General features: G+C 62.1%; 20 protein-coding genes and 5 tRNA genes. 20 read left to right on the top strand and 5 right to left on the bottom strand.

What is annotated here, in order from left to right:
- Positions 1-103 precede the first annotated feature (103 nt).
- The 11 genes from iscR (at position 104) to ACZCWR_RS12580 (ending at position 10,843) form a co-directional block, all read left to right on the top strand.
- The gene (gene iscR / locus ACZCWR_RS12630; protein WP_487301090.1) at positions 104-631 is read left to right on the top strand and encodes a Fe-S cluster assembly transcriptional regulator IscR; all 528 of its coding nucleotides are present in this window, start codon (positions 104-106) and stop codon (positions 629-631) included.
- Positions 632-715: 84 nt separating this feature from the next.
- Complete coding sequence (locus tag ACZCWR_RS12625) at positions 716-1,939, top strand: IscS subfamily cysteine desulfurase (RefSeq protein ID WP_487301089.1); 1,224 nt, start codon at positions 716-718, stop codon at positions 1,937-1,939.
- A gap of 50 nt (positions 1,940-1,989) precedes the next feature.
- Positions 1,990-2,418, top strand: coding sequence for a Fe-S cluster assembly scaffold IscU (iscU, locus tag ACZCWR_RS12620; protein ID WP_087127582.1), 429 nt, complete (start codon positions 1,990-1,992; stop codon positions 2,416-2,418).
- 60 nt (positions 2,419-2,478) lie between these two features.
- Entirely contained in the window at positions 2,479-2,802 is a 324-nt protein-coding gene (gene iscA, locus ACZCWR_RS12615) for an iron-sulfur cluster assembly protein IscA (RefSeq protein WP_487301088.1), read from the top strand.
- Between the two features lie 83 nt (positions 2,803-2,885).
- Positions 2,886-3,416 (top strand): Fe-S protein assembly co-chaperone HscB, encoded by a 531-nt coding sequence (hscB, locus tag ACZCWR_RS12610; RefSeq protein WP_487301087.1) that lies wholly within the window; start codon positions 2,886-2,888, stop codon positions 3,414-3,416.
- A gap of 33 nt (positions 3,417-3,449) precedes the next feature.
- A complete protein-coding gene (gene hscA / locus ACZCWR_RS12605; RefSeq protein WP_487301086.1) occupies positions 3,450-5,315 on the top strand; it encodes a Fe-S protein assembly chaperone HscA in 1,866 nt (621 codons plus the stop codon).
- Between the two features lie 27 nt (positions 5,316-5,342).
- Positions 5,343-5,684: an ISC system 2Fe-2S type ferredoxin gene (gene fdx / locus ACZCWR_RS12600; RefSeq protein ID WP_487301085.1), complete on the top strand. Its 342-nt coding sequence runs from the start codon at positions 5,343-5,345 to the stop codon at positions 5,682-5,684.
- Between the two features lie 14 nt (positions 5,685-5,698).
- Positions 5,699-5,896, top strand: a complete 198-nt coding sequence (gene iscX / locus ACZCWR_RS12595; RefSeq protein WP_061169811.1) for a Fe-S cluster assembly protein IscX — start codon at positions 5,699-5,701, stop codon at positions 5,894-5,896.
- A 347-nt stretch (positions 5,897-6,243) separates the two neighbouring features.
- Positions 6,244-9,060: a xanthine dehydrogenase family protein molybdopterin-binding subunit gene (locus ACZCWR_RS12590; protein ID WP_487303320.1), complete on the top strand. Its 2,817-nt coding sequence runs from the start codon at positions 6,244-6,246 to the stop codon at positions 9,058-9,060.
- The gene (locus ACZCWR_RS12585; RefSeq protein WP_487301084.1) at positions 9,057-9,626 is read left to right on the top strand and encodes a (2Fe-2S)-binding protein; all 570 of its coding nucleotides are present in this window, start codon (positions 9,057-9,059) and stop codon (positions 9,624-9,626) included. The genes ACZCWR_RS12590 and ACZCWR_RS12585 overlap by 4 nt, the downstream gene beginning before the upstream one ends.
- A complete protein-coding gene (locus ACZCWR_RS12580; protein ID WP_487301083.1) occupies positions 9,623-10,843 on the top strand; it encodes a c-type cytochrome in 1,221 nt (406 codons plus the stop codon). The genes ACZCWR_RS12585 and ACZCWR_RS12580 overlap by 4 nt, the downstream gene beginning before the upstream one ends.
- 42 nt (positions 10,844-10,885) lie before the next feature.
- Here ACZCWR_RS12580 and ACZCWR_RS12575 read toward each other — a convergent pair whose 3' ends face one another.
- The gene (locus ACZCWR_RS12575) at positions 10,886-11,818 is read right to left on the bottom strand and encodes a patatin-like phospholipase family protein (protein ID WP_487301082.1); all 933 of its coding nucleotides are present in this window, start codon (positions 11,816-11,818) and stop codon (positions 10,886-10,888) included.
- A 227-nt stretch (positions 11,819-12,045) separates the two neighbouring features.
- Between ACZCWR_RS12575 and gltX the strand changes: the two genes are divergently transcribed.
- From gltX to ACZCWR_RS12540, 7 genes are all read left to right on the top strand, one after another.
- Positions 12,046-13,455, top strand: a complete 1,410-nt coding sequence (gene gltX / locus ACZCWR_RS12570) for a glutamate--tRNA ligase (RefSeq protein ID WP_487301081.1) — start codon at positions 12,046-12,048, stop codon at positions 13,453-13,455.
- A 126-nt stretch (positions 13,456-13,581) separates the two neighbouring features.
- A tRNA-Ala gene (locus ACZCWR_RS12565) sits at positions 13,582-13,657 on the top strand.
- 143 nt (positions 13,658-13,800) lie between these two features.
- Positions 13,801-13,876 (top strand) — tRNA-Glu (locus tag ACZCWR_RS12560).
- A 71-nt stretch (positions 13,877-13,947) separates the two neighbouring features.
- A tRNA-Asp gene (locus ACZCWR_RS12555) sits at positions 13,948-14,024 on the top strand.
- Between the two features lie 74 nt (positions 14,025-14,098).
- Positions 14,099-14,174 (top strand) — tRNA-Glu (locus ACZCWR_RS12550).
- Between the two features lie 69 nt (positions 14,175-14,243).
- A tRNA-Asp gene (locus tag ACZCWR_RS12545) sits at positions 14,244-14,320 on the top strand.
- 180 nt (positions 14,321-14,500) lie between these two features.
- Positions 14,501-14,965: a GNAT family N-acetyltransferase gene (locus tag ACZCWR_RS12540; RefSeq protein ID WP_487301080.1), complete on the top strand. Its 465-nt coding sequence runs from the start codon at positions 14,501-14,503 to the stop codon at positions 14,963-14,965.
- Between the two features lie 18 nt (positions 14,966-14,983).
- On the opposite strand, the gene ACZCWR_RS12535 is transcribed toward ACZCWR_RS12540, so the two are convergent.
- Entirely contained in the window at positions 14,984-15,823 is an 840-nt protein-coding gene (locus ACZCWR_RS12535; protein ID WP_487301079.1) for an AraC family transcriptional regulator, read from the bottom strand.
- A gap of 129 nt (positions 15,824-15,952) precedes the next feature.
- Here ACZCWR_RS12535 and ACZCWR_RS12530 point away from each other — a divergent pair, with 129 nt between their 5' ends.
- Complete coding sequence (locus tag ACZCWR_RS12530) at positions 15,953-16,369, top strand: gamma-glutamylcyclotransferase family protein (RefSeq protein ID WP_487301078.1); 417 nt, start codon at positions 15,953-15,955, stop codon at positions 16,367-16,369.
- A gap of 70 nt (positions 16,370-16,439) precedes the next feature.
- Here ACZCWR_RS12530 and ACZCWR_RS12525 read toward each other — a convergent pair whose 3' ends face one another.
- Complete coding sequence (locus ACZCWR_RS12525) at positions 16,440-16,676, bottom strand: hypothetical protein (RefSeq protein WP_487301077.1); 237 nt, start codon at positions 16,674-16,676, stop codon at positions 16,440-16,442.
- A 357-nt stretch (positions 16,677-17,033) separates the two neighbouring features.
- Positions 17,034-17,753, bottom strand: a complete 720-nt coding sequence (locus ACZCWR_RS12520) for a YdcF family protein (RefSeq protein ID WP_487301076.1) — start codon at positions 17,751-17,753, stop codon at positions 17,034-17,036.
- 276 nt (positions 17,754-18,029) lie between these two features.
- On the opposite strand from ACZCWR_RS12520, the gene ACZCWR_RS12515 reads away from it, so the two are divergent.
- Positions 18,030-18,341 (top strand): hypothetical protein, encoded by a 312-nt coding sequence (locus ACZCWR_RS12515; protein ID WP_487301075.1) that lies wholly within the window; start codon positions 18,030-18,032, stop codon positions 18,339-18,341.
- 245 nt (positions 18,342-18,586) lie between these two features.
- Here ACZCWR_RS12515 and ACZCWR_RS12510 read toward each other — a convergent pair whose 3' ends face one another.
- Positions 18,587-18,832: a hypothetical protein gene (locus ACZCWR_RS12510; protein ID WP_487301074.1), complete on the bottom strand. Its 246-nt coding sequence runs from the start codon at positions 18,830-18,832 to the stop codon at positions 18,587-18,589.
- Positions 18,833-18,917: the final 85 nt, after the last annotated feature.

The raw sequence follows: 18,917 nt of genomic DNA, 5'->3' as shown, positions 1-18,917 counted from the left end.
AAGCCTGTTAAACGGCTACATATTTCGCCCTGCATACTTGACTAAATTTGTGGGCTATTTATACTTGATCAAAACCATCGAGTATTAGCGGTAGCCCCCAATTATGAGACTCACCACGAAAGGCCGTTTCGCTGTAACAGCGATGATCGACCTGGCCCTGCGCCAGGAGCATGGCCCGGTGACGCTGGCAGGCATCAGCCAGCGCCAGCGCATCTCGCTGTCCTATCTCGAACAACTGTTCGGCAAGTTGCGCCGGCATGAGATTGTCGAGTCGGTCCGCGGGCCGGGCGGCGGGTACAACCTCGCGCGCCGGGCGGAAAACGTCACGGTCGCGGACATTATCATCGCGGTCGATGAACCGATCGACGCCACGCAATGCGGCGGCAAGGGCACGTGCGAAGGCACCAAGCAGCACGACGGCCACTGCATGACGCATGAACTGTGGGCGACCCTGAACCAGAAGATGGTCGAGTATCTCGATTCCGTCTCGCTCAAGGATCTCGTCGATCAGCAGCGCGCGCGCGAAGGTTCGCCCACGGTGTTGCGCGACCGGCGCACCGAATCGTCCAGCGTCGAGGCGACGCGCGTGGTGCCCAAGGGCCCGAATTCCATTTTCAATCTGGCCGGATGACTTCCCGCGCTGCGCCGGCATCAGCGAGCCCGCGCGCGAACGAAGTCCCGAGCCCGATGCATTGACCGTTTCCCGGAGCGACTGATGAATAACGATATTCCCCACCTGCCCATCTACATGGACTACAGCGCGACGACCCCCGTCGATCCGCGCGTGGCGGACAAGATGATTCCGTATCTTCGCGAGCAGTTCGGCAATCCGGCCTCGCGCAGCCATCAATATGGCTGGGATGCGGAGCGTGCAGTCGAGGAAGCGCGCGAGAACGTCGCGGCGCTCGTGAACTGCGATCCGCGCGAAATCATCTGGACCTCGGGTGCGACGGAATCGGACAACCTCGCCATCAAGGGCGCGGCGCATTTCTACAAGAGCAAGGGTAAACACCTCATCACGGTGAAGACGGAGCACAAGGCCGTGCTCGACACCATGCGCGATCTGGAGCGCGAGGGCTTCGAAGTCACGTATCTGGATGTGAAGGACGACGGTCTGATCGATCTCGACGTGCTCAAGGCGGCCATTCGCCCGGACACGATCCTCGTTTCCGTGATGAGCGTGAACAACGAGATCGGCGTGATTCAGGACATCGAGGCAATTGGCGAGATCACGCGTGAGAAGGGCATCATTTTTCACGTCGATGCAGCGCAGGCTACCGGCAAGATCACCATCGATCTGCAAAAGCTGAAGGTTGACCTCATGTCGTTCTCGGCGCACAAGACGTACGGTCCGAAGGGCATCGGCGCGCTGTATGTGCGACGCAAGCCGCGCGTGCGGATCGAAGCGCAGATGCACGGTGGCGGTCACGAGCGCGGCATGCGTTCGGGCACGCTGGCGACGCATCAGATCGTTGGCATGGGCGAGGCGTTCCGCATCGCGCGTGAGGAAATGGCGACGGAGAACGAGCGTATCCGCATGTTGCGCGACCGGTTGCTCAACGGTCTGCAAGCAATGGAAGAAACGTACGTGAATGGCGACATGGAACGCCGCGTGCCGCACAACCTCAATATCAGCTTCAATTTCGTCGAAGGCGAATCGTTGATCATGGCGGTGAAGGATGTTGCGGTGTCGTCGGGTTCGGCGTGCACGTCGGCGTCGCTGGAGCCGTCGTATGTGCTGCGCGCGCTCGGCCGCAACGACGAACTCGCGCATAGCTCGATCCGCTTCACGGTGGGCCGTTTCACCACCGAGCAGGACGTCGATTACGTCATCAACCTGCTGAAGAACAAGATTGCGAAACTGCGCGATCTGTCGCCGCTGTGGGAAATGCACAAGGACGGCATCGACATTTCGAGCATCCAGTGGGCCGCGCACTGAAGCTGCGGGCGCACGACCGAACGACATCGAATATCTGGAGAGTGTGAATCATGGCTTATAGCGACAAGGTTCTGGACCACTACGAAAACCCGCGCAACGTCGGTTCGTTCGCGAAGGACGACGACACCGTCGGCACCGGCATGGTCGGCGCGCCGGCCTGCGGCGACGTGATGAAACTGCAGATTCGCGTGGGCGCGGATGGCGTGATCGAAGACGCGAAGTTCAAGACGTATGGCTGCGGTTCGGCCATTGCGTCGAGTTCGCTCGTGACGGAATGGGTGAAGGGCAAGACGCTGGATCAGGCGCTCACCATCAAGAACACGCAGATCGCCGAGGAACTGGCGCTGCCGCCGGTGAAGATCCACTGCTCGATTCTGGCCGAAGACGCGATCAAGGCAGCGGTTGCCGATTACAAGCAGCGTCACGGCGTTGCGGCGCCGGAAGCGCAGGCATCCGAAGCCAAGCAACACGCAGCTTAAACGTTGGAAGCGGGCGTCACGCGTGTGCGCGGCGCCTTGACAAGAGAAGAAGCGAAGATCATGGCAATCACGTTGACGGATAAAGCGGCACAGCACGTGCAGAAGTATCTGACGCGACGCGGCAAGGGCGTCGGTCTGCGTCTGGGCGTGCGCACGACGGGCTGTTCCGGGCTCGCGTACAAGCTCGAATATGTCGATGAACTCGCGCCGGAAGATACCGTGTTCGAATCGGCGGGCGTGAAGATCATCATCGATCCGAAAAGCCTCGCGTATCTCGACGGCACCGAACTGGACTTCGCGCGCGAAGGCCTGAACGAAGGCTTCAAGTTCAACAACCCGAACGCGAAGGACGAGTGCGGCTGCGGCGAATCGTTCCGCGTCTGACGCGGCAAGCGCCGGCGGCATCGGCAAAAGAGGCGGCGCGTGCCGCCTTTTTCATTCGCGCGAGCTAAAACACACATGACGTCATGGCTTCATTGAGCGACACCCATTTCGAGTTGTTCGAACTGCCGCCGACCTTTGCCGTCGATCAGGCGAAGCTCGACGACGCCTATCGCACCGTGCAGACGCAGGTTCATCCCGACCGGTTCGCCTCCGCCGGCGATGCGCAACGCCGCCTCGCCATGCAATGGGCGACGCACGCGAACGAGGCGTACCAGACCTTGCGCGATCCGCTCAAGCGAGCGCGCTACATGCTCTCGCTGCGCGGCATCGATGTCGGCGCGGAGAACAATACCGCGATGGAGCCCGCTTTCCTGATGCAGCAAATGGAATGGCGCGAGAATATCGAGGATGCCGCGGGCGCGAAGAATATCGGCGCGCTTGAAGCGCTGCTCGACGAACTGCGCGACGAAGAACGCGTGCGCTTCACGAAGCTCGAAGCGCTGCTCGATAGCCAGTCGAATCAGGCGGCGAGCGAAGCGGTGCGTCAACTGATGTTCATCGAGCGCGTGGCGACGGAAATCGGCGCGCAGATCGACAGGCTGGAGCACGCTTAAAGCGAACCTGCCATAACCCCATAAGACTCAACGATGGCATTACTGCAAATCTCAGAACCCGGCATGGCGCCCGCGCCGCATCAACGGCGCGTGGCAGTCGGCATCGATCTCGGCACCACGAATTCGCTCGTGGCGGCCGTGCGCAACAGCGTGCCCGAAGCGCTGCCCGACGAGGACGGCCATGTGCTGCTGCCGTCGGTCGTGCGTTATCTGGAAAAGGGCGGACGGCGCATCGGGCGGATCGCGAAAGAAGAAGCCGCCACGGACCCGCGCAATACCATCGTGTCGGTGAAGCGCTTCATGGGGCGCGGCAAGAGCGAAGTGGAAGGCGCGGAGAACGCGCCCTACGATTTCATCGACGCGCCCGGCATGGTCCAGATTCGCACCATCGATGGCGTGAAAAGTCCGGTGGAAGTCTCGGCGGAAATTCTCGCGACGCTGCGTTATCGCGCGGAAGATTCGCTCGGCGAGGATCTCGTCGGCGCGGTCATCACGGTGCCGGCTTATTTCGATGAAGCGCAGCGTCAGGCGACCAAGGACGCGGCAAAGCTCGCCGGTCTGAACGTGTTGCGCCTGCTGAACGAACCGACTGCGGCGGCAATCGCCTACGGTCTGGACAACGCCGCCGAAGGGCTTTACGCGGTCTACGATCTCGGCGGCGGCACCTTCGATCTGTCGATTCTCAAGCTGACCAAGGGCGTGTTCGAAGTGCTCGCGGCGGGCGGCGATTCCGCGCTCGGCGGCGACGATTTCGATCACGCGTTGTATCGCCATGTGCTGGAGCAGGCGGGCATCGCGCTCGATACGCCGGAAGACGTGCGGCTGCTGCTCGATCGCGTGCGCACCGCTAAGGAAGCGTTGTCGTCCGCACCGGAAACGCGCGCGCAGGCGGCGCTTTCCAACGGACGCGAAATCGATGTCGCCGTGACCGAAGCGCAATTCGCCGCGCTGACCGAAGCACTTGTCGCGCGCACGCTCGGGCCGACGAAGAAAGCCCTGCGCGATGCGAAAGTCACGACCAAGGAAATCAAGGGCGTCGTATTGGTCGGCGGCGCGACGCGCATGCCGGTGATTCGTCGCGCGGTGGAAACGTTCTTCGGCCAGCCGCCGCTCGTCAATCTCGACCCGGATCAGGTCGTCGCGCTCGGCGCGGCAGTGCAGGCCGATCTGCTCGCGGGCAACCGTCGCGGCGATGGCGACGACTGGCTGCTGCTCGATGTCATTCCGCTGTCGCTGGGCGTCGAAACCATGGGCGGGCTGACGGAGAAGATCATCCCGCGCAATTCGACCATTCCGACCGCGCGCGCGCAGGACTTCACGACCTTCAAGGACGGCCAGACCGCGATGGCCATTCACGTCGTGCAGGGCGAGCGCGAACTCGTGTCCGATTGCCGGTCGCTGGCGCGTTTCGAGTTGCGCGGCATTCCGCCGATGGCGGCGGGCGCGGCGCGCATCCGCGTGACGTATCAGGTCGATGCGGACGGCTTGCTGTCCGTGTTCGCGCGCGAGCAGTTGTCGGGCGTGGAAGCGTCCGTGGTCGTGAAGCCGTCCTACGGCCTCGCCGATGACGAAGTCGCCCGCATGCTCGAAGAAAGCTTCAAGACCGCCGAAGTGGACATGCACGCCCGCGCGCTGCGCGAGGCGCAAGTGGAAGCGCAACGCCTGATCGAAGCGACGCAAGCCGCGCTTGAAGCGGACGGCGAATTGCTCGACGACGCCGAACGCGCGCAAATCGCCACGCTCACCGCGCAACTCGCGGAACAAGCGCAGGGCGATTCCGCCGAACGCATCGAGGATGCCAACAAGGCGCTGGCCGTGGCCACCGACGAATTCGCCGCGCGGCGCATGAACAAGAGCATCCGGCGCGCGCTCGCGGGCCGCAAGCTCGACGACGTCTGATCCCATCTCAAGCATTCACAAAAAATCATGCCTCAAATCGTTGTGCTGCCTCACGTGGAACTCTGTCCGGACGGCGCGGTGATCGATGCCGATGTTGGCAAGAGCATCTGCGACAATCTGCTGGAACATGGCATCGAAATCGAGCACGCGTGCGAAAAATCCTGCGCGTGCACGACGTGTCACGTCATCATCCGCGAAGGGTTCAACGCGCTCGAACCGTCCGAGGAACTGGAAGACGATCTGCTCGACAAGGCGTGGGGACTCGAACCCACATCGCGTTTATCATGTCAGGCGATGGCGCCCGCGGACGAGGATCTGGTGGTCGAGATTCCGCGCTATACCATCAATCACGCCAAAGAAAATCACTGACGGGAGGCTCGCTCATGAAGTGGACGGATACTCAGGACATCGCGATGGCACTCACCGACGCGCATCAGGATATCGATCCGCAGTATGTGCGTTTCACGGACTTGCATCGCTGGGTGACGGAGCTGGACGGTTTCGACGACGATCCGCAAAAATCCAACGAAAAGATTCTCGAAGCGATTCAGGCGGCATGGATCGAAGACGCGGATTATTGACGGTCGATTCCGTCGTCCGGTTTAGAAAATCTGATTTACGACAAACGGCGGCTTCCTTGTGAAGCCGCCGTTTTATTATGCCTGCGGTGTTTGCTCGTTCGCGCGACCACAAACGTTTCAGTCTTTGACACAACTTGACGTGATGAACGTCATTTGGCGATTGCCCGCGACTTAAAATCGCGCCCGCTGCGGGTGCTAAGTCGATCTATTGCATTCGCGCACGGCGCAAGTCCGCGTCATTGTTTCGGATTGCAAACAAATTTTACATGCCTGCGTCAACGCGGCGCGCGGCCGTTTCCATTTCATTGGGCGAACGGCTTTCGGGCGATCATCTGAAGGAGAAGTACATGGGGAAACTCGGCCTCTCGCGTCGCGGTTTTCTGAAGGCGAGCGCGATCGCCGGCGTGACGGTATTCGTCGCGCCGCTCGGCAGCCGCGCTTTCGCCGCATTGTTCGAAGAGAAAATCCTCACGCCGGTTCAATGGGATGCGACGAGCGGCAACGCGAAATTCCGCATCGACGGCATTGCCAAGGTGACGGGTTCGAAAGTGTTCGCGCGCGACATCCGCGCCGCCGACATGCCGCACTGGCCGAACTCGCAATCGCACGCGATGATCCTGCGCACCACGCAAGCCGACCGTCTCTACGAAGGCTTCGACCTGTCGATGCTCGAAGCGGCGGGTCTGGCTCCGGATCGCGTCGTGACCGCGGACGACCTCGCGCGCGATCACATCGCGTTCCCGGCGTTCTATGGCGACGACATGCTCTTGCCCACGGGCAAGACGCCCGCGTATCTGGGCCAGGCGGTCGCCATCCTGATCTATCACGACTTCGCGCGTTTCCGTTTCGCCAAGAACAAGCTGCAATTCCGCGATGACGTCATCCGCTACGGCGCGCAAACCGGGCCGCTCGAACGCGATCCGTGGGCGGCGTTCCGCTTCGTGCGCGTGGGTGGCAACACGCCGTACGACGACGACACCTTCTCCAGCATGAAGGACTCGCCGCTCTTCCCACACATGATGAAGAAGCGCGAGCCGGTCTGGGCCGATGCCAGCGAACACGGCAAGCTGGACGAGCAGGGCATGTACTACGCGGACATGATTTCGCGCGCGCTCGATCATCCGCAGGAACATTGGCTCGTCGTCGAGCGCGAATACCGCACGCAGTCGACCGACACGGCCGCGCTCGAACCCGACAACGCCAACTGCTGGTACGACCCGGCGACGCAATCCCTGCACATGGTGATTCCGACGCAAGGCCCGTTCGAGGTCGCGCAGAGCACGATCGAAATGGCGTCGAAGTCGCACTTTCCGGTGAAGAACCTGTTCCTGCATCCGTGCTACACGGTCGGCTACGGTTCGAAAGATCACTACAACATGCCGTTCTACGGGCTCGTCGCCGCCATGTACGGCGATGGCCGTCCGGTGCGTCTCGCCAACGACCGCTTCGAACAGTTCCAGACTTCGCTCAAGCGCCACGCGTTCGACATGCGCTATCGCATGGCGGTCAATAAGAAGACCGGCCTCATCCAGTCGTTCAAGGGCGCGTTCGAAGCGAATGGCGGCGGACGCAGCAACTTCTCGCCGTCCGTCGCGATGGTCGGCGCGACCGCCGCGCAATCGATCTACTACATCCCGCAGAGCGATCTCACGGCGGTCGCCATCGCCTCGCGCGCGATCGATGCCGGTTCCGCGCGCGGTTACGGCACGCTGCAAAGCATGGCCGCGACCGAGATGATGATCGACGACATCGCCGCGCAACTCGGCATGGACCCGATCGAACTGCGCCTTAAGAACGTGATGCGCACCGGCATGAAGAACACGCAGGGCGCGATTCCCGCAGGCGCGATGCGCGCCGAGGACGTGCTGCTCAAGGCACGCGCGCATCCGCTATGGCAGGAGCGCGCGAAGCGCAAGGCGAACTATGAGCTTGCGCATCCCGGCAAGCGTTACGGCGTGGGTTTCGCGTGCGTGCAGAAGGACTTCGGCACCGGCGCGGAAAGCTCGTTCGCCAAGGTGGAATTCACCGCCGACGGGCGCATCGTGCTGACGCATTCGGGTTCGGAAATCGGCACGGGTTCGTCCACGTCGCAGGCGCTGGCGGTGGCGAAGTGGCTCGGCAAGCCGGCCGCCGAAGTGCACATGGCCGTCACCGACTGGGCCGATTTGCCCGTGGTGACGAGCGGCGATCCGTACATCATGTCGCAGGCGGAGCAGGACAAGCTCGTGACGAATCCGCGCTGGTCGCCGGCGCTGGCATCGCCCGCGAGCGCGACGAACTCGGCCTACTACTTCACGCATGCGACGCACGAGGCGGCGCGCGTGGTGTTCCGCCACGGTCTGTGGCCGGCGGCGATGGCGATCTGGGGGCAAGGCATCGGCGGCGGTCAGGCGGCGTCGTTCGTCGTGCGTATCGAAGATGCGCGCTGGGTCGACGGCAAACTCACGGCGAACGGTCTCGAACCGCTGGCGCTCGACACGCTGATGAACAAGGCGCACGAACTCAATCTGGTGACGGGCGCCGCCGTGCACGTGTTCAACCGCTGGCAATGGGCCGAAGCGGAGTTCGACATCGGCGGAAACGTGGATCGCGTGCCGCTGGATGGTTTGTCAGTACGTCTGGGCAATGGCCAGTCCGGCAAGGTCACGGCCAACGGCTACACCGTGCTGGACCGCAAGAAGGTCTTCATCCCGCCGGTTCAGCGTAACAACGCGACGGTGACGTATTACAGCGCCGTCGGCACGCTGGTGGAACTCGCGATCGATGAAGCCAGCGGCAAGGTCGATCTGCTCTCGCATCACTCGATCATGGAATGCGGCAATCAGATTGCGCCGCCGCTCGTGTCGGGTCAGTTGCAGGGCGGTCTGGCGATGGGCATCGGTCACGCGCTGCACGAGTATCTGCCGCTCTACGAAGACGGTCCCGGCAACGGCACCTGGAACTTCAACCGCTATCACATGCCGCTCGCGAGCGATGTCGCCGTGTGGAAGCAGACGGGCGAAGTGCTGCCGCCGCTGTCGGAAACCGATCCGCCCAAGGGCATCGCGGAAGTGGTGATGATTCCGGTGGTCGGAGCCATCGTCAATGCGATCGCGCACGCGATCGACCATCGCTTCACCGCGCTGCCGGTGACGCCGCAAAACATTCAGGAGGTGCTCGCATGACCGCGACCCAATCCGCGGGCATCGAAACGCGCTCGCTCTCCATGACGCTCAACGGCAAGAAAATCGGCCCGATGGACGTGCCATCCGGCCTGCCGATGATCGATTTCCTGCACGAGTACGTGGGCCTGACCGGCACGCGTCTCGGCTGCGGCCAAGGCATCTGCCACGCGTGCGTGGTGATCGTCGATGGCGCGGACGGCGTGAGCGAAGAAGCCCGCACCTGCATCAAAGGCGCGCATTTCTTCGACGGCAAGACCGTGCGCACCGTCGAAGCCCACGCGAAGCGCAACGAGCAGGGCGAAGTGGTCGAACTCGCGGCCGTGCAGCAGAAGTTCCTCGAACACTTCAGCTTCCAGTGCGGCTACTGCACGCCCGGTTTCGTCAACGCGGCGATGGTGCTGCTTGAAAAGCTCAAGCGCGAGCCGATCGCGAAAGACCAGATCGAGCCGGTCATCATGGACGCGCTCAACGACCACATCTGCCGATGCACGGGCTACGTGCGCTACTACGAGGCCGTCAAGGACCTCGTGCTCTCCACGCCCGGACTCGTGAAGGACGCCGCATGAAGAAACTCAATCTGATGCGCGGCGCGCTCGCGATCGTGGCGCTGGCGCTGTTCGGATGCGGCCAGCCGCAGGATTCCGCCGTGAGCGTGAAGAGTTCGCCTGAACAGATTGCGCGCGGCCGTTATCTCGCGCACGCGGCCGATTGCGCCGCCTGTCACACCGCGTCGGGCGGCGCGCCGTTCGCGGGCGGCGTGAAGCTCGCCTCGCCGTTCGGCACGTTCTACGGCAGCAACATCACGCCGGATGCGACCAACGGCATCGGAAAGTGGAGCGCGGACGAGTTCTACACCGCGCTGCACGATGGCGTCGCGCCAAGCGGCAAGCTGTATCCGGCGATGCCGTACACGTCGTACCGGCAGATGTCGCGTGAGGACAGCGATGCCATCTACGCTTACCTGATGGCGCAGAAGCCCGCCGCCGTGCCGAGTATCGACGCCGATCTGCGGTTCCCGTTCAACCTGCGTTTCGCCGTGCGTTTCTGGGACATGCTGTATCTCAAGGACACGTTGCCGGATGCATCGACGGGTCAATCGGCCGACTGGCGGCGCGGGCGTTATCTGGCCAACGCGCTCGGTCACTGCGCGGAATGCCACACGCCGCGCGGCGTGTTCGGGCAACTGGACTTGTCGAAGCCGTTGCAGGGCGGCGCGCTCGGACGTGTCGGCGCACCGGATATCACGCCGGGCGCATTGGCGGCGCGGGGTTGGGCGAGCGCCGATCTTCAGGCGTTCTTCTCGACGGGGATGGCGAAGCAGGGCAGCGCGTTCAGCGAGATGCATCCCGTGGTCTATCTGAGCACGCAGCATTTGAGCAGCGATGACCTGCGCGCGCTCGCCACGTATCTGCTCGGCGATGCACCGGCCACGCCCGCGCCCGTCGTCCCCGGCGATTCGAGCAAGCTCACGGTCGGCCACGATCTGTATCTCGACTCCTGCGCGGGCTGTCACGGCAGCGAAGGTCAGGGCAAGCCGCACGTCGCGGTCGCGATGGATGGCAATTCGACCTTGCGCCAGTCCGATCCGCGCAATCTGATCGTGTCGATGCTCGACGGCATCGAAGCGCAGCCGTTCACCGGCACGGACGCGATGCAGGCCATGCCCGGTTTCGCCTCGACCTACAGCGACGAACAGATCGCGCAACTGGCGAACTATCTGCGCGTGCGCTACGGCGGCCGTCGCGCCGATGTAACGGCGGCGGAAGTGAAGTCGCTGCGTTGAAGTTAAAAAAGAGGCCACGCAGATACGTGGCCTCTTTTGCTTTCAAACGCGCACGCCGCGCTGCTGCAATTGATCCTTGAGCGCCGGCCACATCTTCGTGACCGCTTCCTCGCCCGCCAGGATCGACGCGTTGCGTTGACTGAAGTCGCTGCTGCTCATCGCGTTGAGATTCGGGCGGATCACGACATTCGCGTACTTGTCGAGTTCGTAGGTCTTGATCGACTGGCTCATGATCGTGAAGGTCTGCATCAGCACGTCGAACGAGCTATGCGTGATGGCGTCTTCCGGGCGCGCGGAAATATCCACGGCGATCACGAAATCCGCGCCCATCTTGTGCGCGAACGCGGCGGGCACCGGACTAACGAGCCCGCCATCCACATACTCGTGATCGCCGATCTTCACCGGCTCGAAGATCGACGGCACGCTGCACGACGCGCGCACCGCGATGCCCGTGTTGCCGCGCTGAAAGAGGATCGGCTGGCCGTTGCGCAAATCCGTGGCGACGATGCCGAGCGGCTTCGTCATCTTCTCGATCGGGCGATTGTCGAGCGTCTTGTTCAGATAGTTCTGCAGCGCGACGCCTTGCAGCAGACCGCGCGTGCGAAAGGGCGTGGCCCAGTCGCTGATCGAGGCTTCGTCCATCGTCAGGGCGAGCTTGTTGATGGCGATGCCGTTCATCCCCGACGCGTACAGCGCCGCGATCACCGAACCGGCGCTCGTTCCCGCGACGAGATCCACCGGCACATTGCGCGCTTCCAGCGCCTTGATGACGCCGATGTGCGCGAACCCGCGCGCCGCACCGCCGCCCAGCGCCAGCCCGATGCGCACGGGACGCTGCGGTTCGGTCTTGGGCGTGGCAGTGGCGAGCGTATTACCCGACGTGCTTCCGCCCGTAGTCGTGCAGGCAGCAAGTACAGACGAAGCCGCCGCGAGCGAAAACGCGCGGCGCGACAAGCGAGGTGAGGATTGCGTCAAAATGAACTCCACCGATGCGGCAAAAACAAGGCGCGCACATCATAAAGCAAAGCGCTGCGGCCCGGCAGAAAGCGCCCGGCGGGTATAATTCGGGCTCATTTGATCGAGCGCCCGCCGCGCATGTTCGAAGGCCGACAGTTGAATTTGAACCGGCTTTATCGAACGGCCTCGCGCAACACGCGCGCTTCTTCCGCCGCGCTCGCATCCACCATCCGAGTACAACCGCAATGACCACCCAAGTCCGCACCCGTTTCGCGCCGAGTCCGACCGGCTTCATCCATCTCGGCAATATCCGCTCCGCGCTGTATCCGTGGGCGTTCGCGCGCAAGATGAAGGGCACTTTCGTGCTGCGCATCGAGGATACCGATGTCGAGCGTTCCACGGATGCCTCCGTCGATGCGATTCTCGAAGGCATGGGCTGGCTCGGTCTGGACTACGACGAGGGCCCGTTCTATCAGATGCAGCGCATGGACCGCTATCGCGAAGTCGTCGCGCAGATGATGGACAAGGGTCTGGCGTACCACTGCTACATGTCTACGGAAGAACTCGATGCGTTGCGCGAGCGTCAGCGCGCTGCCGGTGAAAAGCCGCGCTACGACGGCACGTGGCGGCCCGAGCCGGGCAAGGTGCTGCCGCCGGTGCCCGAAGGCGTGAAGCCTGTCGTGCGCTTTCGCAATCCCCTGACGGGCGCGGTCGCGTGGGACGACGCGGTGAAAGGGCGCATCGAGATTTCGAACGAGGAACTGGACGATCTCGTGATCGCGCGTCCCGATGGCACGCCGACCTACAACTTCTGTGTCGTCGTCGATGACCTCGACATGAAGATCACGCACGTGATTCGCGGCGACGATCACGTGAACAACACGCCGCGCCAGATCAACATCCTGCGCGCGCTGGGCGGCGAAACGCCGGTGTATGCGCATCTGCCGACCGTGCTGAACGAGCAGGGCGAGAAGATGAGCAAGCGTCACGGCGCGATGAGCGTGACGGGTTATCGCGATGACGGTTATCTGCCGGAAGCGGTGGTGAACTATCTCGCGCGCCTCGGCTGGTCGCATGGCGATGCGGAAGTTTTCTCGCGCGAGCAGTTCGTCGAATGGTTCGATCTGGAGCATCTCGGCAAGTCGCCCGCGCAATACGACCACGACAAGCTCAAGTGGCTCAATGCGCATTACATCAAGGAAGCGGACAACGCGCGTCTGGCGGACCTCGCACGTCCGTTCCTGCGGCAAGCCGGTATCGATGCCAGCGCGATCGACGGCGGCGCGCCGCTGGATCAGGTGGTCGGGCTGCTGAAGGACCGCGCATCGACGGTCAAGGAAATCGCCGACAGCGCCGCGATGTTCTACCGCGAGCCCGCCATCGACGCCGATGCCTTCGCGCAGCATGTGACGGAGGCGGTGAAGCCGGCCATCGCCGACTTGCGCGCTGCACTCACCGACGCCGAATGGACGAAGGAATCGATCGCCGCCGCGATGAAGGCCACGCTCGGCGCGCACAAGCTCAAAATGCCGCAACTTGCTATGCCGGTGCGCCTGCTCGTCGCCGGTACGACGCACACGCCATCGATCGATATGGTGCTCACGCTGTTCGGCCGCGAAACGGTGCTCAAGCGACTGGAACGAGCGGCCGACTGAAAATGTCGTCAAGTCAATAACTTGCGCGTGAATGGCGAAATCCGAGTCAAAAAAATTTCGCTTTGAGCGTCGAACGGTATTTACAGCTTCAAAAATGGCCTATACAATCTCGTTTCTGTTCTGCAAGGGGGTATAGCTCAGCTGGGAGAGCGCTTGCATGGCATGCAAGAGGTCAGCGGTTCGATCCCGCTTACCTCCACCAAGCAAGAACAGATGAAGTGACCGCGAAAATCACTTCACAGGAAACGCTAAGTTGTATAGAATCTCGGTCTTTGCCAAATAGCAGTAAGTGTTCGGCAAAAAAGCCAGTAGAATCAAGCGTTAAAGACAGAATCACAAGTTTCTGTCCCCTTCGTCTAGAGGCCTAGGACATCACCCTTTCACGGTGAGTACAGGGGTTCGAATCCCCTAGGGGACGCCAGAACATCGGCGGCTGCTAGTAAATAGCGCTGCGAGATTCGCGGGTGACGCCGCGAAGAGTAAGGAAGCGCTGGAGCGGTAGTTCAGTTGGTTAGAATACCGGCCTGTCACGCCGGGGGTCGCGGGTTCGAGCCCCGTCCGCTCCGCCAACAACCTTGCGAGCAGGAATACTCCGGCTGACCAGCCGGTTTTTTTTCGCCGCAGGGTCGTGTTTGAAGTTGAAGTCCCCTTCGTCTAGAGGCCTAGGACATCACCCTTTCACGGTGAGTACAGGGGTTCGAATCCCCTAGGGGACGCCAGAACATCGGCGGCTGCTAGTGAATAGCGCTGCGAGATTCGCGGTTAAAACGCGGATCGATGAAAGAGTTGGAGCGGTAGTTCAGTTGGTTAGAATACCGGCCTGTCACGCCGGGGGTCGCGGGTTCGAGTCCCGTCCGCTCCGCCAGCCAAGCGTTGAAAAACGCTAGAAAAATCCAGCCTTCGGGCTGGATTTTTTTTGGCCTTCGTTTTCGATCGAAGCGAAAGTTCATCGATTGAATTCATCAGACGGTATTTGCATCCATTGCAAGGCGGCGCGTGCTGTCATAGTGTTGAGGCACTTGTTATCGTGCCCGGCCTGCGTGCAATGCTCGACCCGACCGAAGACCTCTCTCTTTTCCAACTCCGCCAGGCGTCGATGGCCGACTTTCCGTTCGCCGAGGCGCTCACGCACGACAACATGGTCGGCTACTACCGGCGACATGGGCTCGTCTGGCGCGGCGATCTTTTCCTATCAAGCTGGCGCGAGTCGGAGAACTTCGTTCTTCAGGCGGACGGCGTGCCGATCGGCGTGATGCGCGTGACCGAAGAAGACGATTCCCTGCATATCCGCGATGTGCAGATCGCCAAGGGTTACCGCGGTCGCGGAGCGGGCACGTTCCTGCTGAATACGGCGCATCGCTGGGCGCGGGCGCGCGGGTTGTCCGAATGCCAGTTGCGCGTGTTCGTCGACAATCCGGCGGCGCGGCTGTATGTGCGGCTGGGTTATCGGCCAGCGGGTTCGCGTCTCGCGCAACTCGGGGCCATCCGGCACATGGTTCGTCGCGTTTAAGCCGTTGCTGCGCGAGCGTCACGCTTCGTCCGAACGCTCCACATGCGCATCGCTACCGTCACGCGCGAAGAATTCGCGTGGGCTTTCGCCGAAGGCGCGTCGGAACATCGCTGAGAAAGCGCTCTGACTTTGATATCCCAGTTCCCGTGCAACTTGCGCCAGCGGCCGCCCCTGGCTCAACAGCGGAATCGCGCGCGCAAGCACGGCCTGCTGACGCCATTGCGAAAAGCTCACGCCCAGTTCGCGCTGAAACAGCCGTGCGATGGTGCGCGTACTTGCGCCCGCTTCGGACGACCATCGTTCGAGATCGGAATTCGACGGGTCGGCAAGCACGGCATCGCACAGGGCGCGCAGGCGCTTTTCATTGGGCATCGGCACAGACAAGGGCAGCGGCTGCGAGCGGATGATTTCATCGAGCGCGAGCGTGCCGAGCAACCGCTCGCGATGACGCGGCAACGTGCCTTCATCCAGCGCGGCGATCACTTCACGCAACAGCGGCGACACTTCGACGACGCGGCACGCGCCCAGACCGGCCGGCACGACGCTCGCATCGACATAGAGCGTGCGCAGGTAAGCGTCTTCCACGATCACGACTTCGTGCGTCACATTCGGCGGAACCCAGATCGCGCGCGACGGCGGGACCATCCACGTCGAATTCGCCGTGGCGACGCGCAGCACGCCCCGCGACGTATAAGCGACTTGCGCCCACGAATGCGTATGCAGCGCGATGCGCACGCCATACGGCATCGGCCGCGAGCGCACGCGAATGGGATGATCGAGCGTCGGAGCATGCTCGACAGGGATGTCCAGATGCTCGACCTTTTCGCTCCGTGGTTTCGAGTCGATGAGCGTCGTCATGAAGGTTTGTGCCCGGCATTGATGCTCCGATGGTAATCGAAACATGGGAGCGCCATGCCAAAGCAATGAGCGCATTTCGGCACGGCATAATCGCGGAGACGACTTCACCACGAAAAGGCGCTCCTTCCGATGCAACACGTCTTTGTCTACGGCACGCTGCGCGCGGGCGAAATCAACGATATCAACCGGGCAGCGGATCGCAGCGGCGTCACGCGGCCGACCTTGATCGGCGCGGCGACCGTGCGTGGCTCCTTGTTCGACTTCGGAAGTTATCCGGGACTGGTGCTGGATGAAAATGCCTTGCCGGTTCGCGGCGATGTCTACGAAATCGAAGAAGCGCTGGTCCCGGTTCTCGATGAGATCGAAGAGGTGTATCCGGGCGTGGAGGGCTTGTTCCGCTCACATCGGCTGCATGTCGAGGTCGAGCTGCAGGACGGGCGCAAGCATATCGATTGCCTGATCTATCCCGTGGCCGCCGAGGCCGTGAACGGCTTGCCGCGCATAGAAGGCGGCGACTGGGTGAAGCATCGCGCAGCGCGCGGGTAATGCGTCGATACACGACCGCACGACGGCCGTGTATCGACGCTGCGCTCCTAAGTTAGAGCGAGAAACGCGCTTACTGGCTGGCGGCCGGCTTCGCGTGCTTCTTGTGATGCATCGGCTTGTGCGAGCCGCTCTGCATTTGCATGTTTTGCATGCTTTCCTGCTGCGATTGCAGGCTCTGCGCGCGCGCTTCGACGTCTTGGGCGACGGCGGGGTCGGTGCTCATCCGCACGCCTTGATCGCTCTGCGCAAACGCGCTCGTCGTGAGCGCGCCAAGGGACAACAGAACAGCCAGGGACACTTTCTTCATTGTTACCTCCTAGTAGTAGTTGAACCCGGGAATCGTCTGTCCGATCCGGTTGGGAAAAGCGCTTCGTTCAAAAGCGCTTAGGTCAGAGCAAAAAACGCTCCTGTCCGCCTCGTGGCAAACGTTGGCGTAAGCTGACGCAAACCGCCGGCATTCATCTGACTCACCGCCTGCTGCACGTTTGGAACCCGGACAGACGACATCATAGGCTCAGAATCGGTCAGCGGTGTGTCGTGCATGGTTCGATTCCTTCAGCCATGAAAGCCGGTCTGAAATCATAGAGGCGCGATGCCTTGGTTTCCAGTCCTGATTAATCATAATTTGTGTTCGCGACGCCTCGACGCAGACGTCGCATCTTGCTTAGTACAGCTTGAGCCAGCGCCACACGCGAAAGCGCGCCAGGCCGACCAGTTCGTGCACTGCAAGCTCGCTGTTCTCGAAGCTGCGAAAGCGCGGAAAGAGCGTGACGGGATTGAGCCGGACATCGGACACATAAGGCTGCGGATGGTAGCCGAATGCCTCGAACGCTTCGAGCGAACGCTGCATGTGATACGCCGATGTCACGACGATCAAACCGGTGTCACGCGCATGGCCCACGATGCGGGCGACGTTCTGCGCATTCTGGTACGTGTTGAGGCTCTGGTTCTCACGGATGAGATGCGCGGAATCGACACCCTGCGCGACGACGTAAGGCGCGTAGTTATCGGCTTCCGCCTGTCCGTGATGTTGCGGATCGCCGCCGCTCAGAATCACGCGACAATCAGCGCCGGACGCGTGGCACGCCTTGTAAAGCGTCGCCGCCGCCGCGATGCGCGCCATCGAATCCGCCTTGGGAATCAGCGCGCCGGAATCGGTCTTGTCGGTGCCGCCGCCCATCAGCACGATGGTCGTGTCAGGCGCGAAGCCGGGCGTGTTCGTCTGCGGAAAGTCGTGTTGCGTCAGGTCGAGAAGCGGGGTGGCGAACCATCCCGCACCGCATGCCCATGTCAGCAGAATGATCGTGACGGCAATTTGCGCACGGCGGCGTCGCCAAAGCGCAAATAATGCAAAAAAAAGCAGCAATAAGGTGATGAGAACCAATTTGATTGGGGTAACGTATTGGTTTAAGGACGAAACGTTCCGTCATCGCGTGCCTGGGAACGCATCGGCGGGTGTCGCAGTAAAGCGCGTGATCAGCGCGCTGTCACGGGGGCTTTTAATAGAAAGCAGCACCTAACGCAAGCGGCGGCCAAACATTCGCACGGCATCTCTCTTCACGCCGGCGCGAAATTCGGCGTGCCGCGTTCAGGCGACGTCGCGGACCTTCTCAGCGACCGTCTCGCGCGTCGTCATGGCTGCACAGGAAGAAACAACGAGATGACCACGTATTCTAACGAAGCCGTACTCGAAGCACTTCGCCGGGCTCAATATCGTCAGGTTCCGTGGGCGAAACGCCCTAACGTTTTCGATCTTCTGCGCGCCCTCGGGCTGCTCGAACTGACGCGTCAGCGCACCGTCGCCCCCGCGCCCGGGTTTCATGCCCCGGTCGATATCGCGGTGGTGACCGAACGCGGCAGGCTCGAGTTCTCGCGGCTCTCGCGCGACGAACGTTCCATCGACTGGGATCTGCGGCGCATCGAACCTTATTCGTTCGGTGGCCACGAAGCCGTTCTGGAGGCGAGGGTTTAACGACAGCGCGCCGCGAAGAGGGAACCGCGGTCCCCTCGTTTTTAGGCGCTTTGTCCGATGAAAGCCGATCGGCCGGTGCCGAGGGACGCGTGTCGTTTCGAGAAATGCGCGGTAAGCCATGCGCAAGCAGCACGAAAAAAAGCCCGTATCGCGAGACACGGGCAGACCGGATTCCACTGTTGCCACAATGCTCATGGCTAAGGTGTGACTGACGCGCATCGGACTGGTTCCGCCGATGCGCGCATTCAGTGATGTCGCGACCTTTCCTCGCGTTCGTTGTCCGGACGCGCGCGTGCGTTGCTGGCGATATCCCCGCGCAGGTCGCCGCGCGGCGCGGGCGGCGCTACATCGCGCGTGCGTGCGAATTCCTGCGGCGAACCCGCTGAGTTTCGGCTTGCCAGATCGGATAAGGGCGGCGGCTGAGCCTGGCCCGATGCCATCACCGCGAGCGCGGACAGCGTGCCGGCGGCGAGCAGTATCGATACCTTCATGATGAATGTCCTCAAGCTCACAAAGAGCCTGTTGGGTCATCCATCAAACTAAGCGGAGCGGCGTCATGCCGCTGTAAGCATTAGT

The organism is Caballeronia sp. A2-2, from assembly GCF_057612605.2.
The sequence above is the reverse complement of the archived record's forward strand: the minus strand, read 5'-3'. Positions and strand labels throughout refer to the sequence as shown.

Bases quoted from the DNA above. Each gene is read 5' to 3' on its own strand.
- iscR (WP_487301090.1), top strand. From the start codon at position 104: ATGAGACTCACCACGAAAGGCCGTTTCGCTGTAACAGCGATGATCGAC.
- ACZCWR_RS12625 (WP_487301089.1), top strand. From the start codon at position 716: ATGAATAACGATATTCCCCACCTGCCCATCTACATGGACTACAGCGCG.
- iscU (WP_087127582.1), top strand. From the start codon at position 1,990: ATGGCTTATAGCGACAAGGTTCTGGACCACTACGAAAACCCGCGCAAC.
- iscA (WP_487301088.1), top strand. From the start codon at position 2,479: ATGGCAATCACGTTGACGGATAAAGCGGCACAGCACGTGCAGAAGTAT.
- hscB (WP_487301087.1), top strand. From the start codon at position 2,886: ATGGCTTCATTGAGCGACACCCATTTCGAGTTGTTCGAACTGCCGCCG.
- hscA (WP_487301086.1), top strand. From the start codon at position 3,450: ATGGCATTACTGCAAATCTCAGAACCCGGCATGGCGCCCGCGCCGCAT.
- fdx (WP_487301085.1), top strand. From the start codon at position 5,343: ATGCCTCAAATCGTTGTGCTGCCTCACGTGGAACTCTGTCCGGACGGC.
- iscX (WP_061169811.1), top strand. From the start codon at position 5,699: ATGAAGTGGACGGATACTCAGGACATCGCGATGGCACTCACCGACGCG.
- ACZCWR_RS12590 (WP_487303320.1), top strand. From the start codon at position 6,244: ATGGGGAAACTCGGCCTCTCGCGTCGCGGTTTTCTGAAGGCGAGCGCG.
- ACZCWR_RS12585 (WP_487301084.1), top strand. From the start codon at position 9,057: ATGACCGCGACCCAATCCGCGGGCATCGAAACGCGCTCGCTCTCCATG.
- ACZCWR_RS12580 (WP_487301083.1), top strand. From the start codon at position 9,623: ATGAAGAAACTCAATCTGATGCGCGGCGCGCTCGCGATCGTGGCGCTG.
- gltX (WP_487301081.1), top strand. From the start codon at position 12,046: ATGACCACCCAAGTCCGCACCCGTTTCGCGCCGAGTCCGACCGGCTTC.
- ACZCWR_RS12540 (WP_487301080.1), top strand. From the start codon at position 14,501: ATGCTCGACCCGACCGAAGACCTCTCTCTTTTCCAACTCCGCCAGGCG.
- ACZCWR_RS12535 (WP_487301079.1), bottom strand. From the start codon at position 15,823: ATGACGACGCTCATCGACTCGAAACCACGGAGCGAAAAGGTCGAGCAT.
- ACZCWR_RS12530 (WP_487301078.1), top strand. From the start codon at position 15,953: ATGCAACACGTCTTTGTCTACGGCACGCTGCGCGCGGGCGAAATCAAC.
- ACZCWR_RS12525 (WP_487301077.1), bottom strand. From the start codon at position 16,676: ATGAAGAAAGTGTCCCTGGCTGTTCTGTTGTCCCTTGGCGCGCTCACG.
- ACZCWR_RS12515 (WP_487301075.1), top strand. From the start codon at position 18,030: ATGACCACGTATTCTAACGAAGCCGTACTCGAAGCACTTCGCCGGGCT.
- ACZCWR_RS12510 (WP_487301074.1), bottom strand. From the start codon at position 18,832: ATGAAGGTATCGATACTGCTCGCCGCCGGCACGCTGTCCGCGCTCGCG.